This window comes from Pseudomonas sp. C6002, from assembly GCF_013385805.1.
In the GTDB taxonomy this organism is placed as follows: Bacteria; Pseudomonadota; Gammaproteobacteria; order Pseudomonadales; family Pseudomonadaceae; genus Aquipseudomonas.
In genome coordinates, this window is record NZ_JACAPH010000033.1 from 58076 (window position 1) to 79714 (window position 21639).

Here is a 21639-nt window from a genome sequence, read left to right on the forward strand (position 1 = left end):
TAAGGCCGCACATCCGGCAAACAGGAGAATGTAGATGGATTTGAACGCTGAAGTGGATCACTTGATCAAGACCTCGGAGTCGTGGTTACCGATGATCATGGAATACGGCAGCCGATTTTTGCTGGCCGTGGTCACCCTGGCCATTGGTTGGTGGCTGATCAACGTCTTGACCCACCGGGTAGGGCGTTTGCTGGCGTTGCGTAATGCTGACCTGGCGCTGCAACACTTCATTACCAGCCTTGCGAACATTGCGCTCAAGGTCATGCTGGTGGTCAACGTGGCCTCGATGATCGGCGTCGCAACCACCTCGTTCGTTGCCGCGATCGGCGCCGCCACCCTGGCCATCGGCCTGGCATTGCAAGGCAGCCTGGCGAACTTCGCCGGCGGCGTGCTGATTCTGTTGTTCCGTCCGTTCCGCATTGGTGACTGGATCGAAGCCCAGGGCACTTCCGGTACCGTCGACAGCATCCAGATCTTCCACACCGTGTTGCGCACCGGCGACAACAAGACGGTGATCATCCCGAACGGCAGCCTGTCCAACGGCCTCATTACCAACACCAATCGTCAGCCGACCCGCAAGGTGGTGTTTGACGTGGGTGTCGACTATGAAGCCGACCTGCAGAAAGCACGTGAAGTGCTGCTGGAACTGGCCAAGGATCCACGTGTATTGGCTGATCCTGCGCCGGCAGCGGTAGTTTCGACCTTGGGCGACAGTTCGATCACGGTATCCCTGCGAGTCTGGACCAAGACTTCGGATTACTGGGATGTGATGTTCATGTTCAATGAACTGGCACGTGACCGTTTGAAAGCGGCGGGTATTGATATTCCGTTTCCACAACGGGTTATTCGCGTCATGCAGGAGAGTGCTGGGAAGTAATAGTGTGACTGGATGATTAAACCTGGCCGATGTGTCAGGTTTGTTACGCAGGATTAAACTAGATAGTTAGCTTGCTAGTTATCCGGTTGTTGAGATTAAGTTGCAATAAAAAAGCCGCTCACTTGCGAACAAGTGAGCGGCTTTTTAGTTAGGGCCGAAACCCTAAGTCATCGTTGTAATCAAACTGCCAATTACAAGATGTTCAGCGGGTATTGCGCGATCAGACGCAGTTCGTCGATGGACGCCGAACCGTAGTACACACCATCGCTGGAGCGATAAGTGGCTTGACGCACGCGCAGGCTCAGGTCTTTTGCCGGGCCGCTCTGGATCACGTACTTGGCTTCGATGTCACGTTCCCACTCTTTGCCGTTCGAGGTGTCGGCGGTGTTGGCGCCGGTACCTTTGACGTAGCGAGTCATGAAGCTCAGGCCTGGTACGCCGAAAGTCGCCATGTTCAGGTCGTAGCGAGCCTGGAACGACTTCTCGTCTTCAGCGTTGAAGTCGGAACGAGCGATGGAGTTGGCAAGGAAGATCGTGCCGCCGCCGTCTACGCCGTAGCCGTAGTCACCGTCACCGCTGACCTTCTGGTAGGCCAGGGTAAAGGTGTGAGCCTGGATGGTGTACGCGCCTTGCAAGCTGTAGGCACGGTTGTCCAGTTTGGTGGTGCCGTCTTTCTCAGCCCGTTGCAGGCCAGCGCCATCACTTTTGGTGCTGTAGATGTTGAAGTCGACCGCCAGGGACTGCTCATTGCTGAGCGCATGGGTCCAGTTCAGGTTGGCGTAGGTTTTTTTCCAGTAGTCTTCGGTCTTCGCGTAGTAGAGGCTGGCGCTGACTTCTGGAGTCAGGGCGTAGACACCACCGATGAAGTCGGTTTTTGTCAGGCCCAGGCTGTCGCGGTAGGTCTGGGCTTGTGCCACGCTCGAAGTGAAGTGACCGCCTTCAAGTTTCAGGCCTTTGATCTCGTTGCTGGTCAGCGAGATACCCTGTGGCAATTCAGGCAGCAGACGGCTGTCATCGGAAGCGAATACAGGCGCGGTGGTGTACTGGTCGCCGATTTTCAGGACCGTATCGGAGATACGGAACTTAACTGCGCCGCCGCCCTTGGAGTAATCATCCTGAGCGCGACCGTCGGAGCCAGTTGGAAACAGGCCAGTGCCGGAACGACCCTTGCCGCTGTCCAGTTTGACGCCCAACAGACCGATGACGTCGACACCCACACCGATGGTGCCTTGGGTGAAGCCCGACTGGTACAGGCCGTTGAAGCCCAGACCGGTTTCGTCGACGCGGCTCTTGCCGGTGTCATTGTTACGGAAGTCGCGGCTAAAGTTCAGGAGGCGAGTGTTGATGCTGAAAGTGCTGTCTTCAACAAAGCCCTTGGAATCGTCCTGGGAGGACGCCATTGCGAACTGCGAGGTGCCTGCTGAAACAGCCAGGGCGATCATGCTCCACTTCATCACGCGCATCGTGATTTGCTCCTTTGGTTTTAGGAAGAGTACTGCCGTCCCACCTATATTTTTGTCTGGGCGGCTCTTTCTTTTTTGTGTCGGCGCAAAGTTATATCACGCAGACATTATTGACGATACTTGCACATCTATCCTTTCAGCTTCTTTACGGGCCTGTCGTAAATTGCTAGCTCCATGTCGCAAATTCACAGTCCACTTGTAACCGGACTGACAACTTCAATGCTGTTTTAAAACCTTGGAAGCGGGGTGGAAAAGTCACCCCTGAAAGTTTCAACTCATCCCTATCAGGCATTGAACCGCTGTTATTTTCCGTCGCGAAACACCTGCTTCCCGCCGGTGCCGTTGTCGACGATGTGGGTGTGAATGCAACAAGCGTGCACAAACCCGTAACCGAATGTGATTTTTTCGTGAAAAGTGTCAACGGCCTGTAAAAACCGCATAAGCACGGGCTTTTTACGCCGTTTGGTTTGGCCTTGACGCGCCTGCCGCACTCCGGTTTGGTGGCGCATAAAACCTGTACCAGAGCAAAACGTTACCGGTTCACCCCGTTCGGTGGGTAGTTGGCGGATCCCTTTGAAGCACAAATGGGTCATTTTGGTGCAGTGTTTCACTGACTGCGTTTCTGCTCCCGTTCTGCCTTCGCCTTTTGAAAGCCGTCTGGCTCAAGGTCTTGAAGCATGTTCCGCGTCCCGACTTTGATCAGAATTGGATACATTGGTCATTTAGCGTAGCTGAAATATTGGCCTGTCTCGAAATGGTGCGCTTTTTTTCGTGGCGTCCTGTTTGGGCGCGTATTCGGCCACGCGCATTCGCCGTGAAGCGACCGGCATTCGCAGGTATGCTGGGCGCCTGAAACCTGACCCGCCGAACGGGAGTGACTGCTGTGTTCGCCTTAGATCCACGCCTTCAACAAGACACCTTGCCTATCGGGGATTTCCCCCTGTGTCGGCTGCTGCTTTCCAATGACTCGAATTACCCCTGGTTCATCCTGGTGCCGCGCATCGACGGTATCAGCGAAGTGTTTCAACTGGATGTCGCCGACCAGCAGCGGGTGTGGCAGGAAAGCACGGCACTGGCCCAGTGGCTGAACGAAGGGTTCGGCGCCGACAAAATGAATATCGGTGCCTTGGGTAATGTGGTCAGCCAACTGCACGTGCATGTGATCGTACGCAAGCGCGACGACGCGGCCTGGCCTGCGCCGGTCTGGGGCAAGCACCCGGCGAAGCCCTACAGTGACGAGCAAGTGGTGGCAATTCGTGCGCGCCTGCGCGAGATCCTGCCGGCCGACTTCACGTTCCTGGAGGCTTGAGCCATGGATCTTCAAGCCCGCGTGACCGACCTGGAAAGCCGCCTGGCCTTTCAGGACGACACCATCGAGACCCTGAATGACATCCTGGTCACCCAGCAGCGTGCCGTGGAACGCCTGCAGTTGCAGATGACTGCGTTGCTCAAGCGCCAGGAAGAAATGGGCGGCCAGTTCGAGTCGTCCGAGGAAGAGGCGCCGCCGCCTCATTATTAATAAGGCAGGGGTTGACCCCCCGGGCATAAAAAAACCGCGATGCAGCCAGGCTGCATCGCGGTTTCTTTTTTTCGGGGTGCTGGAATCAGCGACGCGGCAATGCGGCGATCACATCTTCAGCTTGCAGGCCCTTGTCACGGTTCATGACGGAGAACTCCACGCGCTGGCCTTCCACCAGTACGCGATGGCCTTCGCCGCGAATCGCCCGGAAGTGGACGAAGATATCGTCGCCCGAATCCCGGGAAATAAAGCCGAAGCCCTTGGAGGTGTTGAACCACTTGACGGTCCCGGTATCCCGGTTGGTCATGTCGTAGCTTTGCGACGCAGCGGCCGGGGAGGAGCGGTAAAAACTGATGGCCAGATGAAGAACGATGGCGACCAGTGCTATTGCCAGGCTGAGCAGGACGGCCGGGTGGCCACCCACTTCAGGCATAGGCGCCAGCAGGGTGAGGGTTTGCACGACAACAGCCAGGACCAGCAGGGCGCTGACCAGGTTTTGCAGTTGATGACGCGGGCCTTTGTTCCAGTATGGAATGACTGGAGCCAGTGTCAGGTTAAGAAGACCAAAGAAGGTCAGGTAGAGAGCGTCAGGTTGCTGCAGGTAAGGCAGGGTCTCTGATCGCAGGCTGGGGATAAAGGACAGCAGCAAAGCTGCAGCGCCCGTTAGCAGGTGGACGATTTTCAACATTTTGATTAACTCACGTTAAGACGGATCACAAGGAAGAGCTGACGGGCACGGTTCGCTTCTGAACAATGGGAGGCGTTGGGCACGTGCACGGGTATCAGCCTATGCCGCTTGCCGCGAAAAATATCGGCGGCGACACGCTGCCTATTTAACAGCAAAGCCTGTGCCTACTCAAATCAAGCATTTCAGGCTGTTACAAGGGGCACGGCATTTCTGCGTCAAACACTTGTCCTAGACAGGTGCAGGCTTTTTCGTAGGTGCTGGGTAATTTTTCCGGTAGCTGTTGAAGCCTTGCCTGTCGGGCAAGCCCGCTCTGCAAGGGGCGATTTGCCGCACCTCGAAAGGGTCAGCCAGGCTGCGCACGGCCGGCACTCTTGCTAGAGTGGTCCTGCACCTGATCAATGAATTTTTATCAATTGAAGGGGAAACACATGGCAATCGATATTGGTATCAGTGAAGAAGACCGTAAATCAATCGTTGATGGACTTTCGCGACTGCTTTCCGATACCTATGTACTTTACCTGAAGACCCACAACTTCCATTGGAACGTAACGGGGCCCATGTTTCGTACACTGCACTTGATGTTTGAAGAGCAGTACAACGAACTGGCGCTGGCGGTGGATTCAATCGCAGAGCGTATTCGTGCCCTGGGCTTTCCCGCACCGGGTGCCTACTCGGTGTATGCGCGACTTTCTTCGATCAAGGAAGAAGAGGGTGTGCCGAGCGCTGAAGACATGATCAAGCAACTGGTCGAAGGCCAGGAAGCGGTGACTCGCACAGCCCGGGGGATCTTCCCGTTGTTGGATAAAGTCAGTGATGAACCGACGGCGGACTTGCTGACCCAGCGTATGCAAGTGCATGAAAAGACCGCATGGATGTTGCGTTCCCTGCTCGAAAACAAATAACACCGGTGGCGGGAGGGCGTCGAGCTGACGCCCCTCGCATGCCTGCTTCCCGGCGATTTCCGTGATTCCGCGAGCTTCCTGATACGCGCGTTGGCTTGTCCTACGGTGATCGGCTCCCTGTCTTCTGGCTGCACTTGTCGTCTTGATGTTTTATAGCTCAACGGCCAACGAGAACATGAGTGGCCGTCAGGCAATGGAGTGTCAAGTGTATGTCACGCGGAGCAGGTAATGGAGTTATGGAAACGTGCGGATTGCACAAGATAAAGGTAGATCCCTTTGCCAAGGGGTTCGATATGAACTTGGCCAGGCCATTGTCCCGATCGGTTCGGCTTAATGGTTTTTCGACGTGTTTGCGGCTCGAAGAGGTGTATTGGAATATCCTCGCGGAGATCGCCAGGATCAATACGTGTTCGGTCAGTGCGCTGCTGTCTTACGTAGACCGGGAAGTGCACTTGCGTTATGGCGGTGTAAAGAACTTCAGCGGTCTGGTCAGGGTAGTTTGCGTGGTGCATGTATTGAAAGGGCGGCTTGTCGCGCCCAGTGTCCAGCCGGACCCTGCATGAACCTTGTGCCGGGCGCCCGTCCCGGGATTGCCCCGGGTCGGGCGCCCGGCAGAAGCCTGCTGCAGTCATCTATATAAAGAGCAGCGCGCCGCTACGGCTGCACAGCCTCGATTTACCAGATATAATCCCGGGCTTTGCTGCGCATGCCGGGACTTTCCCACAGGATAGAGCCAGGGCAGGGCGTGGCGCAGTAATGATCTGATCGCCGAGACATCTCCATGCCCATGTACGACTATCAATGCGCTTCCTGTGGTCATCAGTTGGAAGCCATTCAAAAGATCAGCGCAGCGCCGCTGGTCGATTGCCCTGCCTGCCAGGCACCGGAGCTCAAGAAGATGTTGTCCATGCCGGGCTTTCGCCTGAGTGGCAACGGTTGGTACGAGACCGACTTCAAGACCGGTTCGAAGAAGAATCTGGCCGGCGGCGACAAAGCAGACTGAGTTGAACTCTACGCGCGGGCTCCTGCATTATCCGTCACCTGACTTAGCTGTACGGTGATGAGGCGGGCCTCCACCGAATTTCGAATTACGAGAAGCGAAACCACTATCATGATGCGCAGCCACTATTGCGGCCAACTGAACGAGACCCTGGAAGATCAGGAAATCACCCTTTGCGGATGGGTTCACCGTCGCCGCGACCACGGCGGGGTGATCTTCCTCGATATCCGTGATCGTGGTGGTCTGGCCCAGGTGGTGTTCGATCCGGACCGCGCCGAGAGCTTCGCCGCCGCCGATCGCGTGCGCAGCGAGTACGTCGTGAAGATCACCGGCAAGGTTCGCCTGCGTCCGGCCGGTGCCACCAACGCCAACATGGCGTCGGGCATGATCGAAGTGCTGGGTTACGAACTGGAAGTGCTGAACGAGTCGGAAACTCCGCCGTTCCCGCTGAACGAGTTCTCTGACGTTGGCGAAGAAACCCGCCTGCGTTATCGCTTCCTGGACCTGCGTCGCCCGGAAATGGCCGAGAAGCTGCGCCTGCGTTCGCGCATGACCACCAGCATCCGTCGCTTCCTCGACGAGAACGGCTTCCTCGACGTCGAGACGCCGATCCTGACCCGTGCTACCCCGGAAGGCGCCCGCGACTACCTGGTGCCGAGCCGTACCCACGCCGGTTCCTTCTTCGCCTTGCCGCAATCGCCACAGCTGTTCAAGCAACTGCTGATGGTCGCCGGCTTCGACCGTTACTACCAGATCGCCAAGTGCTTCCGTGACGAAGACCTGCGGGCCGACCGCCAGCCGGAATTCACCCAGATCGACATCGAGACCAGTTTCCTCGATGAAAAAGAGATCATGGGCATCACCGAGCAGATGATCCGCAACCTGTTCAAGGAAGTGCTGAACCTGGAGTTCGGCGAATTCCCGCACATGACCTTCGAAGAAGCCATGCGTCGTTACGGTTCCGACAAGCCAGACCTGCGTAACCCGCTGGAACTGGTTGACGTTGAAGACCAACTGAAAGATGTCGACTTCAAGGTGTTCAGCGGCCCGGCCAACGACCCGAAATGCCGTATCGCCGCACTGCGCGTGCCTGGCGCTGCGAGCATGCCGCGCAAGCAGATCGACGACTACACCAAGTTCGTTGGCATCTACGGTGCCAAGGGCCTGGCGTACATCAAGGTCAACGAGCGCGCCAAGGGCGTCGAAGGCCTGCAGTCGCCAATCGTCAAGAACATCCCTGAAGCCAACCTCAATGTGATCCTGGATCGTGTTGGCGCAGTTGACGGCGACATCGTGTTCTTCGGTGCCGACAAGTCGAAGATCGTCAGCGAAGCGCTGGGTGCACTGCGGATCAAGGTCGGCAACGACCTGAACCTGCTGACCTGCCAGTGGGCGCCGATGTGGGTTGTCGACTTCCCGATGTTCGAAGAAAACGACGACGGCAGCTTCAGCGCACTGCACCACCCGTTCACCGCGCCGAAGTGCACGCCGCAAGAGCTGGAAGCCAACCCGGCTGGCGCTCTGTCCCGTGCCTACGACATGGTGCTCAACGGCACCGAGCTGGGTGGCGGTTCGATCCGTATCCACCGCAAGGAAATGCAGCAATCGGTCTTCCGCCTGCTGGGCATCAACGAAGATGAGCAGCAAGAGAAGTTCGGCTTCCTGCTCGACGCCCTGAAATACGGCGCGCCACCCCATGGCGGCCTGGCCTTCGGCCTGGACCGTCTGGTGATGCTGATGACCGGTGCCCAGTCGATCCGTGAAGTGATTGCCTTCCCGAAAACCCAAAGTGCTGCCGACGTCATGACGCAAGCGCCGGGTGTGGTGGATGCCAAGGCACTGCGCGAGCTGCATATCCGTCTGCGCGAGACACCAAAGGCTGAGTAAGGCCGCAGCGTGAAAGCGCGATAAGGTTTTACATTGTCAGCTAAGGGCGCATCTTCGGATGCGCCTTTGCGTTACAAGGGCTGCACGTTAAAGAGGGAAGTCCCGCCTGGGGCGGGATCGACAGGTTTCTACAGAATTTCGGAGTTGTGTTATGGCTGGCCATTCCAAGTGGGCGAACATCAAGCACCGCAAAGAGCGTCAGGATGCCAAGAAAGGCAAGATCTTCACCAAGTGGATTCGCGAGCTGACCGTTGCCGCGCGCCAGGGTGGCGGTGACCCGGGTTCCAACCCGCGCCTGCGCCTGGCCCTGGACAAAGCCCTCGGCGCCAACATGAGCCGCGACATCATCGACCGCGCCGTGGCCCGTGGTGCCGGTGCGGCCGATACAGACGACATGGTCGAGTTGAGCTACGAAGGCTACGGCCCGGGTGGCGTGGCGGTGATGGTCGAGTGCATGACCGACAACCGCAACCGTACCGCGGCTGCCGTGCGCCATGCGTTCAGCAAATGTGGCGGCAACCTCGGCACTGACGGTTCGGTGGCCTACCTGTTTGAGCGCAAGGGGCAGATTTCCTTCGCGCCTGGCGTGGATGAAGATGCGCTGATTGAGGCGGCAATGGAGGCCGATGCCGACGACGTGGTGACCAACGAAGACGGTTCCATCGACGTGTTCACCTCGTTCGCGGGCTTCTATTCGGTGCGTAACGCCCTGGAAGCGGCTGGTTTCAAAGGCACCGACGCGGAAATCGTGATGCTGCCGACCACCAGCGCCGAGCTGGACCTGGACGGGGCGCAGAAGGTACTCAAGATGCTCGACATGCTTGAAGACCTGGATGACGTGCAGAACGTCTATTCCAATGCCGATATTCCGGAATCGGTGGCTGAACAGCTAGGCTGAAGGATGATGCAGATCTAATGTGGGAGCGGGCTTGCTCGCGAAGGCGGCGTGTCAGTCAGTCAATACGGTGACTGATACACCGCCTTCGCGAGCAAGCCCGCTCCCACATTTTGATCTTGGCTATATCAAGAATTTTTTATCCAACTGCAGGCGTTATGACTCTAATCCTAGGTATCGACCCCGGTTCGCGAATCACCGGCTTTGGCGTGGTCCAACAGACCCCGCGAGGCTGCGTGTACGTGGCGTCGGGCTGTATCCGTACCGGCGCCGGCGAGTTGGCCGAGCGCTTGCAGATCGTGTATCGCGGCGTGCGTGAAGTGATCCAGACCTATGGGCCAGTGACCATGGGCATCGAAAAAGTGTTCATGGCGAAAAACGCCGACTCCGCCCTGAAGCTCGGCCAGGCCCGCGGTGCGGCCATCGTGGCCGGAGCCGAGGAGGGCATGGAGATCGCTGAATACACCGCGACCCAGGTCAAGCAAGCCGTGGTCGGTACCGGTGCTGCCAATAAAGAGCAGGTGATGATGATGGTCATGCACATGCTCAAACTCACCGCCAAACCGCAAATCGATGCCTCCGACGCCCTGGCCATTGCCATTTGCCATGCCCATACCCGTTCCAGCCTGATGCCCCATGGCTTGGGGACCGCACGCAGTCGTGGCGGCCGGCTGCGTCTCTGATAGCATCAGCGCATTCATTCTGCGTGGGGTGCATGAACGGCCTGTGCTGTCGGCCGGCATGCCCGCGTTATTACCGGCCAGGCCTTGATTTGAGCCGATTCTTAAGGATTCGAACGTGATTGGACGCTTGCGCGGCACCCTGGCTGAGAAACAGCCACCGCACCTGATTCTGGATGTAAACGGGCTGGGTTATGAGCTTGAAGTGCCCATGACCACCCTCTACCGCTTACCGTCGGTCGGTGAACCGCTGACCCTGCACACTCACCTGGTGGTGCGCGAAGACGCGCAATTGCTCTATGGGTTCGTTGGCAAGCGTGACCGGGATTTTTTCCGTGAGCTGATCCGCCTCAACGGCGTGGGGCCGAAGCTGGCGCTGGCGCTGATGTCGAGCCTGGAAGTGGATGAATTGGTGCGCTGTGTGTCGGCCCAGGACACGTCCGCGCTGACCAAGGTACCGGGCGTTGGCAAGAAAACCGCCGAGCGCCTGCTGGTGGAGCTCAAAGACCGCTTCAAGGCCTGGGAGGTTGTGCCGAGCATGTTTGCCCTGGTGCCCAACCAGCCTGATGCGCCGGGTGTGCCGGTGGCCAGCGCTGAAAGCGATGCGGTCAGCGCGCTGATCTCCCTGGGCTACAAGCCGCAAGAGGCGAGCAAGGCCGTGTCAGCCATCAAGGACAAGAACCTGAGCAGCGAAGACATGATCCGCCGCGCCCTGAAGGGAATGATTTAAGTGATTGAAGCTGATCGTCTGATCGCGGCCACCGGGCCTCGTGATCGTGAAGAAATCCAGGACCGGGCGATTCGCCCCCTGAGCCTTGCCGAATACATCGGCCAGCCCACCGTGCGCGAGCAGATGGAGCTGTTCATCCAGGCCGCGCGCGGGCGCAGCGAGTCCCTGGACCACACGTTGATCTTCGGCCCGCCCGGGCTCGGCAAGACCACCCTGGCCAACATCATCGCCCAGGAAATGGGCGTGTCGATCAAGTCCACCTCCGGCCCCGTGCTGGAGCGCCCGGGCGACCTGGCGGCGCTGCTGACCAACCTGGAGCCCCACGACGTACTGTTTATCGACGAGATCCACCGGCTTTCACCCATCGTCGAGGAAGTACTGTACCCGGCCATGGAAGACTTCCAGCTGGACATCATGATCGGTGAAGGCCCGGCGGCGCGCTCGATCAAGCTCGACCTGCCACCGTTCACGCTGGTGGGTGCGACCACCCGTGCGGGCATGCTGACCAACCCGCTGCGAGACCGTTTCGGGATTGTTCAACGTCTAGAGTTCTATAGCACGGCGGATCTGGCCACCATCGTCAGCCGTTCGGCGAGCATCCTTGGCTTGCCCCTGGACCCGGAAGGCGCCTTTGAAATCGCCCGCCGCGCCCGTGGTACCCCGCGGATTGCCAACCGTCTGCTGCGCCGGGTGCGCGACTTTGCCGAAGTGCGGGCCAAGGGGCATATCACCAAGCCCGTGGCAGACCTGGCGCTGAACCTGCTGGATGTGGATGAGCATGGCTTTGATCACCAGGACCGGCGCCTGCTGTTGACCATGATCGAGAAGTTCGATGGCGGCCCGGTGGGCGTGGACAGCCTCGCCGCCGCCATCAGCGAAGAGCGGCATACGATTGAGGATGTACTGGAGCCGTATCTGATTCAGCAGGGCTACATCATGCGCACGCCAAGGGGGCGTGTGGTCACCCGGCATGCGTATCTGCACTTTGGGTTAAACATTCCGTCACGATTGGGCGAGATGCCCGTAGTAGACGAATTCCTCGATGCAGTAGACGATTAAAAACGCTTGGCGATTCGATTTATTCGGAGTTTGTGCTGTCCTAGTGGCTGGCGTCGTCATTCTTTCGTTAGAAATGTGCCACAGAATGAAAAACAGTTGCCTGGCCGGATTGGCAACCTGAGGAGTAAGCACTAGAGTATGCGCGCGCAAAACGGGGATCAGTCGTTCGCACATCGCTGTCGCGTTTATTACGAGGACACCGATGCTGGCGGCATCGTTTATTACGTCAATTACCTAAAGTTCATGGAGCGGGCTCGAACCGAGCGGCTACGGGAGCTGGGCTTTGCCCAATCCCAGCTGGCAGGGGAGGACCTGTTGTTTGTCGTGCATTCCAGCGAGGCGCGTTACCACGCGCCGGCGCGACTGGACGACGAGCTGCTGGTCAGCGCAGAAATAACCGAATTGAACCGTGCCAGCCTGCGCTTTAAACAGCAGGTCAGGCGGGCTACGGATGCAACGCTGCTCTGTGAGGGGCAGTTCCTGGTGGCCTGTGTTCGCACCAATAGTTTGAAACCCCGGGCCATTCCCGAAACTCTACGCGCGGCCTTTGCCGGCGTGAGCGGCGCGGGTAAACATTCAGAGCAGGAGATTTAGCGTGGAACCTACCGTCGTCGACCATTCCTCCATGTGGAGCCTGGTCAGCAATGCCAGTGTCGTGGTTCAACTGGTGATGCTGGTCCTGGTAGCCGCATCGGTTACCTCTTGGGTCATGATTTTTCAGCGCAGCAACCTGCTGCGTGCTGGTCGACGTGCCCTGGAGAGCTTCGAAGAGCGCTTCTGGTCGGGTATCGACCTGTCCAAGCTGTACCGCCAGGCGGGCAGCAACCCGGACCCGGATTCGGGCGTCGAGCAGATCTTCCGCGCCGGCTTCAAGGAATTCTCCCGTCTGCGCCAGCAGCCAGGCGTTGACCCGGAAGCGGTCATGGAAGGCGTGGCCCGTGCCATGCGCGTCGCCATCTCCCGCGAAGAAGAAAAGCTTGAGCAAAGCCTGCCGTTCCTCGCCACCGTCGGTTCCGTCAGCCCGTATATCGGCCTGTTCGGTACCGTATGGGGGATCATGAACTCCTTCCGCGGCCTGGCCCAGGCCCAGCAAGCGACCCTGGCCACCGTGGCCCCGGGTATCGCCGAAGCGCTGATCGCCACCGCCATCGGCCTGTTCGCAGCTATTCCCGCAGTAATCGCCTACAACCGTTTTGCCGCTCGTGGCGAAACCTTGATCAGCCGTTACTACACCTTCGCCGATGAATTCCAGGCGATCCTGCACCGTAAAGTGCACACCAGCGAAGAATAAGCAGGTAATTCCCAATGGCTTTAATCGCTCGAGCTCGCAAAAAGCGCAAGCCGGTCGCCGAGATGAACGTAGTGCCTTACATCGACGTGATGCTGGTGCTGCTGGTTATCTTCATGGTGACCGCGCCGATGCTCAATCAGGGCGTGAAGGTTGATCTGCCCAAGGTTTCCAGCGAAGCCTTGCCGCAGGACAACAACACCCAGGTCCTGACCATTTCGATCAAGGCTGACAAGACCTATTACTGGAACCTTGGCAGCGAAGTCGACACTCAGAAACAGCAGGACAAGGCCATGACCTTGCCGCAGATGACTGATGCCGTGACCAAGATCATTCGCGCCGGCAACGAAGGTGGCAAGCACACCCAAGTGTTCATTCGCGGCGACAAGGTCGTCGACTACGGCTCCGTCATGGGCGCCATGGGCGGGCTGCAGAAGGCCGGGGTCGGTAATGTTGGCTTGATTACCGAGGCGCCCTGATGCACCAACAGCGAGAGCCGTCCGCCTCGGAAAGCTACTTCTGGCCTAGCGTCTGGGCAATTGCCCTGCACGTCCTGGTGTTTGGCATGCTGTTCGTCAGCTTTGCCATGACCCCGGACCTGCCGCCAGCCAAGCCGATCGTGCAGGCGACCCTGTATCAGCTGAAATCGAAAAGCCAGGCCACCACCCAGACCAATCAGAAGATTGCGGGTGAGGCCCAGAAGTCGGCTGCGCGCCAGACTGAAGTCGAGCAGATGGAACAGAAGAAGGTCGAGCAGGAAGCGGTGAAGGCTGCTGCGGAACAAAAGAAAGAAGAGGCGGCTCAAAAGGCCGAGGAATCGAAAAAGGCTGACGAGGCGAAGAAAGCTGCAGAGGCGCAAAAGGCTGATGAAGCCAAGAAAGCCGATAAAGCTGCCGAAGCCAAGAAAGCTGAAGAGAAACAATTGGCTGATATAGCCAAGAAGAAATCTGAAGAAGAAGCCAAGAAGGCTGCCGAAGAAGAGGCCAAGAAAAAGGCCGCTGAAGACGCGAAGAAAAAGATAGTCGAAGACGCGAAGAAGAAAGCCGCGGACGACGCCAAGAAGAAAGCTGAAGCTGACGAGGCGAAGAAGAAGATCGCCGACGATGCGAAGAAGAAAGCTGCCGCCGATGCCTCCAAGAAAAAGGCCCAGGAAGCAGCGCGTAAATCGACCGAAGACAAAAAGGCCCAGGCCTTGGCCGATTTGCTTTCCGACACGCCGCAGCGCCAGCAAGCCTTGGCCGATGAACGTGGTGATGAAGTCGCGGGCAGTTTCGACGACCTGATTCGTTCACGGGCAGCGGAAGGGTGGACCCGTCCTCCTTCGGCACGTAAAGGCATGACAGTAGTGCTGCAGATCGGCATGTTGCCGGACGGTACGGTGACTTCGGTCAGCGTGGCCAAGTCCAGTGGCGACGGTTCGTTCGACAGTTCGGCGGTAGCAGCGGTCAAGAACATTGGCCGGTTGACCGAGATGCAGGGAATGAAACCAAGCGACTTCGCTCCCTACCGTTCATTCAAGATGACATTCACACCTGAGGATCTAGCCTTGTGAGAAACCTTCTTCGAGGAATGCTTGTCGTTATTTGCTGCATGGCAGGGATAGCGGCGGCGGATGAAAAGAACATCCTGGTCACCAGCGGTAGCGATCGGGCCACCCCGATCGCCGTTGTGCCGTTTGGCTGGCAGGGCGGCAGCGTGCTGCCGGACGACATGTCGCAGATCATCAGCGATGACCTGCGCAACTCCGGCTACTACGCACCGATCGACAAAGGCAACATGATCAGCCAGCCGACCCAGGCCAGCGAAGTCATCTTCCGTGACTGGAAAGCGCTGAACGCCCAGTACCTGATGGTGGGCAGCATCACGCCCGCCGGCGGTCGCCTGCAGATCCAGTACACCCTGTTCAACGTCGCGACCGAGCAGCAAGTGCTGACCGGCAGCGTGTCGGGCACCACGGATCAGCTGCGGGACATGGCGCACTACATCTCCGACCAGTCGTTTGAAAAACTGACCGGGATCAAGGGTGCCTTCTCCACGCGCTTGCTCTATGTAACGGCCGAGCGTTTTTCGGTAGACAACACTCGTTACACTTTGCAGCGTTCCGACTATGACGGCGCGCGTGCAGTGACGCTGCTGCAATCCCGTGAGCCGATCCTGTCGCCGCGTTTCGCGCCAGATGGCAAGCGTATCGCCTACGTGTCCTTTGAACAGAAGCGTCCACGGATCTTCGTCCAGCACATCGATACCGGTCGCCGTGAGCAGATCACCAACTTCGAAGGCCTGAATGGCGCGCCAGCCTGGTCGCCGGATGGTTCACGCCTGGCATTCGTATTGTCCAAGGATGGCAACCCGGACATCTACGTGATGAACATGGCTTCGCGCCAACTGAGCCGAGTTACCAGCGGCCCGGGTATCAACACCGAACCGTTCTGGGGCAAGGATGGCTCGACCATCTACTTCACCTCCGACCGTGGCGGCAAGCCGCAAGTCTACAAAACCAGCGTCAACGGCGGCGGCGCCGAACGAGTGACCTTTATTGGTAACTACAACGCTGCACCTAAGCTTTCGGCTGATGAAAAGACGTTGGTGATGATTCACCGTCAGGATGGTTTCACTAATTTCCGGGTTGCGGCCCAGGATTTGCAGCGTGGAACCGTAAAAATCCTTACAGATACCAACCTTGATGAGTCAGCTACTGTTGCGCCCAACGGCACCATGGTAATCTACGCCACCCGCCAGCAGGGCCGGGGAGTCTTGATGCTCGTGTCCATTAATGGACGCGTAAGGCTCCCGCTTCCTACCGCTCAAGGCGAAGTCAGAGAACCGTCCTGGTCCCCTTACCTGAACTGACGCGGCGCTACAAAAAGAAGTACTTAACACACTGGGGTTCATTAGGAGTTTCACGATGGAAATGCTGAAGTTTGGTAAGTTTGCTGCTCTGGCTCTGGCTCTGTCCGTAGCCGTTGGTTGCTCGTCTAAAGGCGGCGACAATGCCGGTGAAGGCGCAGCTGTTGATCCAAACGCTGGTTACGGCGCTAACACTGGTGCAGTTGACGGCTCCCTGAGCGAAGAAGCTGCTCTGCGCGCTATCACCACTTTCTACTTCGAATACGACAGTTCGGACCTGAAACCAGAAGCCATGCGCGCTCTGGACGTTCACGCGAAGGACCTGAAAGCTAACGGCGCTCGCGTTGTTCTGGAAGGTAACACCGACGAACGTGGTACTCGTGAGTACAACATGGCACTGGGCGAGCGTCGTGCGAAAGCCGTTCAGCGCTACCTGGTTCTGCAAGGTGTTGCTCCAGGCCAACTGGAACTGGTTTCCTACGGTAAAGAGCGTCCAGTTGCTACTGGCCACGACGAGCAGTCCTGGGCTCAAAACCGTCGCGTCGAACTGCGTAAGTAATTCGTCATGCGAACGTGCCGTCGTGCTCTAACTGTATTGGCTCTCAGCCTGGCACCGCTTGCGGTGTGGGCTGCGGTTCCTGTGGAAGATAGCAACTCTGGCTATAACAATAGCGGGAGCAGTTATCCGCCAGCGGGTTATGGCACGAACGGCGCCTATGCCGGGGGCGCGGCAACTGCCGCGCCTTCGGCACAGGGCGAACTGTTCAACCAGCTGCAACGCATGCAGGATCAATTGTCGCAGCAACAAGGCACGATTGAGGTTCTGCAGAATCAAGTGAACCAGCTGAAGCAAGAAGGCCTGGAGCGTTACCAGGATCTTGATCGACGCATTGGAGCCGGCGTTACACCAGCCGCTACTCCTGATAATTCTTCTGCCGGTGGCGCCGCAAGCGCCGCCGGTGGTGCAGCGGCAGGGGCCGCGGCTGCCAGCCAAGCCCCTGCCGCCAGCAGCGAACCGGGTGATCCAGCGAAGGAAAAGCTGTATTACGATGCAGCCTTCGACCTGATCAAAGCCAAGGATTTCGATAAGGCCAGCCAGGCTTTTACCGCATTCCTGCGCAAATACCCGAACAGCCAGTACGCGGGCAATGCCCAGTACTGGTTGGGTGAGGTGAACCTGGCCAAGGGTGATCTGCAGGGCGCAGGCCAGGCATTTGCCAAGGTCAGCCAGCTGTACCCCAAGCACGCCAAGGTGCCGGATTCGCTGTACAAACTGGCTGACGTAGAACGCCGCCTGGGTCATACCGACAAGGTCAAAGGCATTCTGCAGCAGGTGGTGGCCCAATATCCGGGTACCTCTGCGGCCCAGTTGGCTCAGCGGGATCTGCAACGCATGTAAGCGTCGCAACCCGTTCAGAAGAAACCCGCGCCCTGCGCGGGTTTTTTCGTTAGAATCCACGCCCTTTTATGAAACACGCTTCCTGGGGTTTACGCGTTGGCGGAATTCCTCGAAGTGCCTGACGGAGGCGGACAGCCTGTTTAGCTGTTACGCCCGTGGCGACTATGCAAGACACATTACGTATCACCGAAGTTTTTTACTCGTTGCAGGGTGAAACGCGCACTGCCGGGCTGCCCACTGTATTTGTGCGCCTCACCGGTTGCCCGCTGCGTTGCCAGTACTGCGACAGCGCCTACGCCTTCAGCGGCGGCACCGTGCGCACCCTTGAAGACATCCTTGAGCAGGTGGCCGGTTACCGGCCGCGTTATGTCTGCGTCACGGGTGGCGAGCCCCTGGCACAGCCCAATGCCATTCCCTTGCTCAAGCAGTTGTGCGATGCCGGTTACGAGGTGTCCCTGGAAACCAGCGGCGCCCTCGATATCTCTGCAGTCGACCCTCGGGTCAGCCGAGTCGTCGACCTCAAGACCCCAGGCTCCAAGGAAGTGCACCGCAACCGCTACGAGAACATTGAGCTGCTGACGGCCAACGACCAGGTCAAGTTCGTCATCTGTTCCCGTGAAGACTACGACTGGGCGACCTCCAAGCTGATCCAGTATGGCCTGGACCGCCGGGCCGGCGAAGTGCTGTTTTCCCCCAGCCATCATGACCTGAATGCTCGCGACCTGGCCGACTGGGTCGTTGCAGACAACCTTCCGGTGCGTCTGCAACTGCAGCTGCACAAGTACCTGTGGAACGATGAGCCGGGGCGCTGAGATGACTGATCAAAAACGTGCGGTGATCCTGCTGTCCGGCGGCCTCGACTCCGCGACCGTGGTCGCCATGGCCCGTGCAGAAGGCTACAGCTGCTACACCATGAGCTTCGACTACGGCCAGCGTCACCGTGCCGAACTGAACGCTGCCGCCCGTGTCGCCCGAGACCTGGGCGCGGTTGAGCACAAGGTGATCGGCCTGAATCTCGACGGCATGGGTGGCTCGGCGCTGACCGACAGCTCCATAGACGTGCCGCAAGGCCCCAGCGAAGGCATTCCGGTGACCTACGTGCCGGCACGCAACACGGTCTTCCTGTCCCTGGCCCTCGGCTGGGCCGAGGTGCTCAATGCCCGCGACATCTTCATCGGCGTCAACGCCCTGGACTACGCCGGATACCCGGACTGCCGCCCCGAGTACATCGAGTCGTTCGAGCGCATGGCCAACCTGGCGACCAAGGCCGGTGTAGAAGGGCAGGGCTTTCGCATCCTGGCGCCGCTGCAGAACCGCAGCAAGGCCGATATCGTGAAGGCAGGCGTAGGACTTGGCGTCGATTACTCGCTGACTGTTTCCTGCTATCAGGCAGACACTGATGGTCGCGCTTGTGGGAAATGCGACAGCTGCAGACTGCGTGCAGAGGGCTTCCAAGCGGCCGGAATTACTGACCCAACGCGTTATTTCTGATTTATTTTAAATAAGGTGTTGAATAATCCTTAGAAATCAGTATTATACGCGCCACCACACAGCGGGTCGTTAGCTCAGTTGGTAGAGCAGTTGGCTTTTAACCAATTGGTCGTAGGTTCGAATCCCACACGACCCACCATTTTTGGCGGTTTAGAAAATCCGGAAGGCCCACGCAAGTGAGGATTTCCGGGTTTTTTTTGCCCAGTAAAAAGCCGATCACTCTCGCGACAGAGAGTGATCGGCTTTTTTGTTAAAGCTAGCCAAACCGCCCGGTGATGTAGTCCTCGGTCTGTTTCATCTTCGGCTTGGTGAAGATCTCATCCGTATTGCCATGCTCAATCAGTTCGCCCATGAACATGAACGCCGTGCTGTCCGACACCCGGGCGGCCTGCTGCATGTTGTGGGTCACGATGATCACCGTGTATTGCTCTTTCAGCTCGGTGATCAACTGCTCGATGCGCCCGGTGGAAATCGGGTCGAGCGCCGAGGTCGGTTCATCCAGCAACAATACCTGCGGGCGCAGCGCAATGGTGCGGGCGATGCACAGGCGTTGCTGTTGTCCGCCTGAAAGACTCTGGGCGCTCTGCTTGAGTTTGTCCTTCACCTCATCCCACAGCGCGCCGCCGCGCAAGGCTTGCTCGACTCGATCATCCATTTCCCGGCGCGACAGCTTTTCGTGGTGACGCACGGCATAGGCGATGTTGTCGTAGATCGACATCGGGAACGGTACCGGCTTCTGGAAGACCATTCCGACGTGGCTGCGCAGGCGGTTCATCGAATAGCCGGGGGCGAGGATGTTTTCGCCATTGAGCAGCACTTCACCGCGGGCTTCCTGCTTCGGGTACATCGAGTAGATACGGTTGAACACCCGCAGCAAGGTCGACTTGCCGCAGCCCGATGGGCCGATGATCGCGGTGATGCGTTTTTCCGGAATGTCGATGTCGATGGATTTCAGCGAACGTTGGTTGTTGTAGAAAAACTCCAACCCACGGACACGGATTTTGGTTTTTTCAGGATCAAGGCGGGTCGATTGCATCAGTGGGACCTATTGCGCAAAAGAATCAGGCGAGACAGCAAGCTCAGCACCAGCACGAACATCGTCAGTACCAAGGCGCCTGCCCATGCGAGGGAGTGCCAGTCATCGAAGGGGCTCATGGCGTACTGGAAAATAACCACCGGCACGCTGGCAATCGGCTTGAGCAGGTTGCTGCTCCAGAACTGGTTGCCGAAGGCGGTGAACAGCAGCGGCGCGGTTTCCCCGGTAATCCGCGCCAGCGCCAGCAGGATGCCGGTCACCACGCCGGCCTTGGCCGCTCTCAACACGATCTGCAACGTCAGTTTCCACTGGGGTACGCCCAGGGCCAGGGCCGCCTCGCGCATGGTGGAAGGTTGCAGTTGGAGCATCTCGTCGGTCGTGCGCACCACCACCGGAATCACCAGCAAGGCCAGCGCCAGGGCACCGGCAATGGCGGAGAAACCTACCTGGTGATTGGTCAGCAGGTTCAGCGGCAGGATCACCCCGGTGTAGATGAACAGGCCCAGCACGATCGACGGCGCGGACAGCAGGATGTCGTTGATGAAACGCACCGTGGTACCCAGGCGCGAGTGCCGTGCGAATTCCGCCAGCCAGATACCGGCCATCAGTCCGATGGGCGTGCCAATCAGCAGCGCAATCCCGGACATCAGGGCGCTGCCATAAAACGCGTTGGCCAGGCCGCCGTCTGTTCCGGGTGGCGGCGTCATCTCGGTAAACAGGCGCAGGTTGAGCGCCTGAAAGCCGTTGATGATGGTGGTCAGCAGAATCCACGCCAGCCACAGCAGGCCAAAGACTGTCGCGCCACAACTGAGCAGCATGGCCACCCGGTTCTTCAAGGCACGCTTGCGGTACAGGCGTTCGTTGCTGCTCATAGGCCCTCCTTGCGGGACAGGCGCATGAGCATCAGCCGCGCCAGTGCCAGCACCACGAATGTCACGATAAACAGCAGGAAGCCCAGGGCGATCAGCGCCGAACGATGCAGGTCGGTGTACGCCTCGCTGAACTCGTTGGCGATGACGGACGCGATGGAACTGCTGGGCATCAGCAACGAGGCAGAGAACTGTTGCGCGTTGCCCAGCACGAAGGTGACGGCCATGGTTTCACCCAGGGCGCGACCGAGGCCGAGAAAGATCCCGCCGACCACTGCCGAACGGGTGTAGGGCAGGACGATGTCCCACACCACTTCCCAGGTAGTACTGCCCAGTGCGTAGGCCGACTCCTTCAATTGAGTCGGCACACTGCGGAAAACCTCATGCATCACCGACGTGATGAACGGCGTGATCATGATCGCCAGCACGATGCCGGCGGTCAGCATCCCGATGCCCAGCGGCGGCCCCTGGAACAGCGAGCCAATAAACGGAAGCGCACCCAGGTAGTCATTGATCCAGGGTGACAAGTGTTCAGCCATAAAGGGCCCGAAAACAAACAGGCCCCACATGCCATAGATAATCGAGGGAATGCCCGCGAGCAATTCAACGGCGGAGGCGACCGGCATTCTGAGCCAGGGCGGCGCCACTTCGGTGAGGAAAATAGCGATGCCGAAACTCACCGGCACCGCAATCAGCAACGCCAGCAACGAGGTGACCAAGGTGCCGTAGATCGGTACCAGGGCGCCAAAGTGGTTGTTGACCGCATCCCACTCGGTGCTGGTGATGAAACCGAAACCGAAGGTCTTGAAGGCCAGGCCACCGCCCCACAGGGTGGAGGCGGCGATGCTTGCCAAGAGCAGCAGCACCAGCATCGCGGCCCCGAACATCGAGCGTTTGAACCACAGATCGTGGCGCTGATCGCGAGCGGCGCGGCTATCACCCGACACGTCGCTTGCGTGAGTAGTCATAACCAGGGGTTGCACGGTGTCGTTCATATCAGAAGTGCTCA

The 21639-nt window shown here is 58.5% G+C and carries 25 protein-coding genes and 1 tRNA gene; 21 read left to right on the top strand and 5 right to left on the bottom strand.

Translation table 11 applies throughout. The features are described 5' to 3' along the window. Nucleotides 1-34: 34 nt before the first annotated feature. On the top strand, nucleotides 35-877 hold the full coding sequence (locus HX817_RS25175) for a mechanosensitive ion channel family protein (protein ID WP_003209787.1): 843 nt from the start codon (nucleotides 35-37) through the stop codon (nucleotides 875-877). A 191-nt stretch (nucleotides 878-1068) separates the two neighbouring features. Here HX817_RS25175 and HX817_RS25180 read toward each other — a convergent pair whose 3' ends face one another. Further along, nucleotides 1069-2340, bottom strand: a complete 1272-nt coding sequence (locus HX817_RS25180) for an OprD family porin (RefSeq protein WP_003209790.1) — start codon at nucleotides 2338-2340, stop codon at nucleotides 1069-1071. Nucleotides 2341-3223: 883 nt separating this feature from the next. Between HX817_RS25180 and HX817_RS25185 the strand changes: the two genes are divergently transcribed. Together HX817_RS25185 and HX817_RS25190 are read left to right on the top strand one after the other, a co-directional pair. Further along, on the top strand, nucleotides 3224-3649 hold the full coding sequence (locus tag HX817_RS25185; protein WP_003209794.1) for an HIT domain-containing protein: 426 nt from the start codon (nucleotides 3224-3226) through the stop codon (nucleotides 3647-3649). A 3-nt stretch (nucleotides 3650-3652) separates the two neighbouring features. Beyond that, nucleotides 3653-3859 carry a SlyX family protein gene (locus tag HX817_RS25190; protein ID WP_003209796.1) on the top strand — a complete coding sequence of 69 codons (207 nt, stop codon included), beginning with the start codon at nucleotides 3653-3655 and terminating at the stop codon, nucleotides 3857-3859. An 85-nt stretch (nucleotides 3860-3944) separates the two neighbouring features. Here the strand turns inward: HX817_RS25190 and HX817_RS31500 are convergent, their stop codons facing one another. After that, on the bottom strand, nucleotides 3945-4547 hold the full coding sequence (locus HX817_RS31500; RefSeq protein WP_003209798.1) for a cold-shock protein: 603 nt from the start codon (nucleotides 4545-4547) through the stop codon (nucleotides 3945-3947). Nucleotides 4548-4975: 428 nt separating this feature from the next. Between HX817_RS31500 and HX817_RS25200 the strand changes: the two genes are divergently transcribed. The 18 genes from HX817_RS25200 (at nucleotide 4976) to HX817_RS25285 (ending at nucleotide 18864) form a co-directional block, all read left to right on the top strand. Beyond that, nucleotides 4976-5449, top strand: a complete 474-nt coding sequence (locus HX817_RS25200) for a Dps family protein (protein ID WP_003209800.1) — start codon at nucleotides 4976-4978, stop codon at nucleotides 5447-5449. Between the two features lie 209 nt (nucleotides 5450-5658). Next, a complete protein-coding gene (locus HX817_RS25205; protein ID WP_043225921.1) occupies nucleotides 5659-6012 on the top strand; it encodes a ribbon-helix-helix domain-containing protein in 354 nt (117 codons plus the stop codon). Between the two features lie 218 nt (nucleotides 6013-6230). Next, on the top strand, nucleotides 6231-6452 hold the full coding sequence (locus tag HX817_RS25210; protein ID WP_003209804.1) for an FmdB family zinc ribbon protein: 222 nt from the start codon (nucleotides 6231-6233) through the stop codon (nucleotides 6450-6452). A 108-nt stretch (nucleotides 6453-6560) separates the two neighbouring features. Beyond that, complete coding sequence (gene aspS / locus HX817_RS25215) at nucleotides 6561-8336, top strand: aspartate--tRNA ligase (protein WP_177041502.1); 1776 nt, start codon at nucleotides 6561-6563, stop codon at nucleotides 8334-8336. Nucleotides 8337-8487: 151 nt separating this feature from the next. Further along, nucleotides 8488-9234, top strand: a complete 747-nt coding sequence (locus HX817_RS25220; RefSeq protein WP_003209810.1) for a YebC/PmpR family DNA-binding transcriptional regulator — start codon at nucleotides 8488-8490, stop codon at nucleotides 9232-9234. Between the two features lie 155 nt (nucleotides 9235-9389). Further along, nucleotides 9390-9914, top strand: a complete 525-nt coding sequence (gene ruvC, locus HX817_RS25225) for a crossover junction endodeoxyribonuclease RuvC (protein WP_003209812.1) — start codon at nucleotides 9390-9392, stop codon at nucleotides 9912-9914. Nucleotides 9915-10029: 115 nt separating this feature from the next. Continuing rightward, entirely contained in the window at nucleotides 10030-10641 is a 612-nt protein-coding gene (gene ruvA / locus HX817_RS25230; protein ID WP_003209814.1) for a Holliday junction branch migration protein RuvA, read from the top strand. Continuing rightward, nucleotides 10642-11700, top strand: coding sequence for a Holliday junction branch migration DNA helicase RuvB (gene ruvB, locus HX817_RS25235; RefSeq protein WP_003209815.1), 1059 nt, complete (start codon nucleotides 10642-10644; stop codon nucleotides 11698-11700). A gap of 138 nt (nucleotides 11701-11838) precedes the next feature. Beyond that, nucleotides 11839-12294 carry a tol-pal system-associated acyl-CoA thioesterase gene (ybgC, locus tag HX817_RS25240; RefSeq protein WP_008432379.1) on the top strand — a complete coding sequence of 152 codons (456 nt, stop codon included), beginning with the start codon at nucleotides 11839-11841 and terminating at the stop codon, nucleotides 12292-12294. Between the two features lies 1 nt (nucleotide 12295). Further along, on the top strand, nucleotides 12296-12991 hold the full coding sequence (gene tolQ, locus HX817_RS25245; RefSeq protein ID WP_003209819.1) for a protein TolQ: 696 nt from the start codon (nucleotides 12296-12298) through the stop codon (nucleotides 12989-12991). Between the two features lie 23 nt (nucleotides 12992-13014). Continuing rightward, nucleotides 13015-13467 carry a protein TolR gene (gene tolR / locus HX817_RS25250; protein ID WP_161635741.1) on the top strand — a complete coding sequence of 151 codons (453 nt, stop codon included), beginning with the start codon at nucleotides 13015-13017 and terminating at the stop codon, nucleotides 13465-13467. After that, nucleotides 13467-14540: a cell envelope integrity protein TolA gene (gene tolA / locus HX817_RS25255; RefSeq protein WP_003209823.1), complete on the top strand. Its 1074-nt coding sequence runs from the start codon at nucleotides 13467-13469 to the stop codon at nucleotides 14538-14540. The genes tolR and tolA overlap by 1 nt, the downstream gene beginning before the upstream one ends. A 17-nt stretch (nucleotides 14541-14557) precedes the next feature. After that, nucleotides 14558-15838, top strand: coding sequence for a Tol-Pal system beta propeller repeat protein TolB (gene tolB / locus HX817_RS25260; protein WP_032868196.1), 1281 nt, complete (start codon nucleotides 14558-14560; stop codon nucleotides 15836-15838). A gap of 55 nt (nucleotides 15839-15893) precedes the next feature. Continuing rightward, nucleotides 15894-16394, top strand: a complete 501-nt coding sequence (gene pal, locus HX817_RS25265) for a peptidoglycan-associated lipoprotein Pal (RefSeq protein ID WP_003209827.1) — start codon at nucleotides 15894-15896, stop codon at nucleotides 16392-16394. Between the two features lie 6 nt (nucleotides 16395-16400). Continuing rightward, nucleotides 16401-17234, top strand: coding sequence for a tol-pal system protein YbgF (ybgF, locus tag HX817_RS25270; RefSeq protein WP_023659229.1), 834 nt, complete (start codon nucleotides 16401-16403; stop codon nucleotides 17232-17234). A 164-nt stretch (nucleotides 17235-17398) separates the two neighbouring features. Next, complete coding sequence (gene queE, locus HX817_RS25275) at nucleotides 17399-18046, top strand: 7-carboxy-7-deazaguanine synthase QueE (RefSeq protein ID WP_003209831.1); 648 nt, start codon at nucleotides 17399-17401, stop codon at nucleotides 18044-18046. Nucleotide 18047: 1 nt separating this feature from the next. Then, a complete protein-coding gene (gene queC / locus HX817_RS25280; protein ID WP_043225928.1) occupies nucleotides 18048-18725 on the top strand; it encodes a 7-cyano-7-deazaguanine synthase QueC in 678 nt (225 codons plus the stop codon). Between the two features lie 63 nt (nucleotides 18726-18788). Next, a tRNA-Lys gene (locus tag HX817_RS25285) sits at nucleotides 18789-18864 on the top strand. Nucleotides 18865-18981: 117 nt separating this feature from the next. On the opposite strand, the gene pstB is transcribed toward HX817_RS25285, so the two are convergent. The 3 genes from pstB to pstC are packed head-to-tail and all read right to left on the bottom strand — an operon-like array spanning nucleotide 18982 to nucleotide 21625. Next, nucleotides 18982-19761: a phosphate ABC transporter ATP-binding protein PstB gene (gene pstB, locus HX817_RS25290; protein WP_003209835.1), complete on the bottom strand. Its 780-nt coding sequence runs from the start codon at nucleotides 19759-19761 to the stop codon at nucleotides 18982-18984. Continuing rightward, nucleotides 19761-20633 carry a phosphate ABC transporter permease PstA gene (gene pstA, locus HX817_RS25295; protein ID WP_003209837.1) on the bottom strand — a complete coding sequence of 291 codons (873 nt, stop codon included), beginning with the start codon at nucleotides 20631-20633 and terminating at the stop codon, nucleotides 19761-19763. The genes pstB and pstA overlap by 1 nt, the downstream gene beginning before the upstream one ends. Next, nucleotides 20630-21625, bottom strand: coding sequence for a phosphate ABC transporter permease subunit PstC (gene pstC, locus HX817_RS25300; RefSeq protein ID WP_003209839.1), 996 nt, complete (start codon nucleotides 21623-21625; stop codon nucleotides 20630-20632). Before pstC ends, pstA begins: the two co-directional genes overlap by 4 nt. Nucleotides 21626-21639 lie beyond the last annotated feature (14 nt).

Bases quoted from the DNA above. Each gene is read 5' to 3' on its own strand.
- HX817_RS25175 (WP_003209787.1), top strand. From the start codon at position 35: ATGGATTTGAACGCTGAAGTGGATCACTTGATCAAGACCTCGGAGTCG.
- HX817_RS25180 (WP_003209790.1), bottom strand. From the start codon at position 2,340: ATGCGCGTGATGAAGTGGAGCATGATCGCCCTGGCTGTTTCAGCAGGC.
- HX817_RS25190 (WP_003209796.1), top strand. From the start codon at position 3,653: ATGGATCTTCAAGCCCGCGTGACCGACCTGGAAAGCCGCCTGGCCTTT.
- HX817_RS31500 (WP_003209798.1), bottom strand. From the start codon at position 4,547: ATGTTGAAAATCGTCCACCTGCTAACGGGCGCTGCAGCTTTGCTGCTG.
- HX817_RS25200 (WP_003209800.1), top strand. From the start codon at position 4,976: ATGGCAATCGATATTGGTATCAGTGAAGAAGACCGTAAATCAATCGTT.
- HX817_RS25205 (WP_043225921.1), top strand. From the start codon at position 5,659: ATGTCACGCGGAGCAGGTAATGGAGTTATGGAAACGTGCGGATTGCAC.
- HX817_RS25210 (WP_003209804.1), top strand. From the start codon at position 6,231: ATGCCCATGTACGACTATCAATGCGCTTCCTGTGGTCATCAGTTGGAA.
- aspS (WP_177041502.1), top strand. From the start codon at position 6,561: ATGATGCGCAGCCACTATTGCGGCCAACTGAACGAGACCCTGGAAGAT.
- HX817_RS25220 (WP_003209810.1), top strand. From the start codon at position 8,488: ATGGCTGGCCATTCCAAGTGGGCGAACATCAAGCACCGCAAAGAGCGT.
- ruvC (WP_003209812.1), top strand. From the start codon at position 9,390: ATGACTCTAATCCTAGGTATCGACCCCGGTTCGCGAATCACCGGCTTT.
- ybgC (WP_008432379.1), top strand. From the start codon at position 11,839: ATGCGCGCGCAAAACGGGGATCAGTCGTTCGCACATCGCTGTCGCGTT.
- tolA (WP_003209823.1), top strand. From the start codon at position 13,467: ATGCACCAACAGCGAGAGCCGTCCGCCTCGGAAAGCTACTTCTGGCCT.
- tolB (WP_032868196.1), top strand. From the start codon at position 14,558: ATGCTTGTCGTTATTTGCTGCATGGCAGGGATAGCGGCGGCGGATGAA.
- pal (WP_003209827.1), top strand. From the start codon at position 15,894: ATGGAAATGCTGAAGTTTGGTAAGTTTGCTGCTCTGGCTCTGGCTCTG.
- ybgF (WP_023659229.1), top strand. From the start codon at position 16,401: ATGCGAACGTGCCGTCGTGCTCTAACTGTATTGGCTCTCAGCCTGGCA.
- queE (WP_003209831.1), top strand. From the start codon at position 17,399: ATGCAAGACACATTACGTATCACCGAAGTTTTTTACTCGTTGCAGGGT.
- queC (WP_043225928.1), top strand. From the start codon at position 18,048: ATGACTGATCAAAAACGTGCGGTGATCCTGCTGTCCGGCGGCCTCGAC.
- pstB (WP_003209835.1), bottom strand. From the start codon at position 19,761: ATGCAATCGACCCGCCTTGATCCTGAAAAAACCAAAATCCGTGTCCGT.
- pstA (WP_003209837.1), bottom strand. From the start codon at position 20,633: ATGAGCAGCAACGAACGCCTGTACCGCAAGCGTGCCTTGAAGAACCGG.
- pstC (WP_003209839.1), bottom strand. From the start codon at position 21,625: ATGAACGACACCGTGCAACCCCTGGTTATGACTACTCACGCAAGCGAC.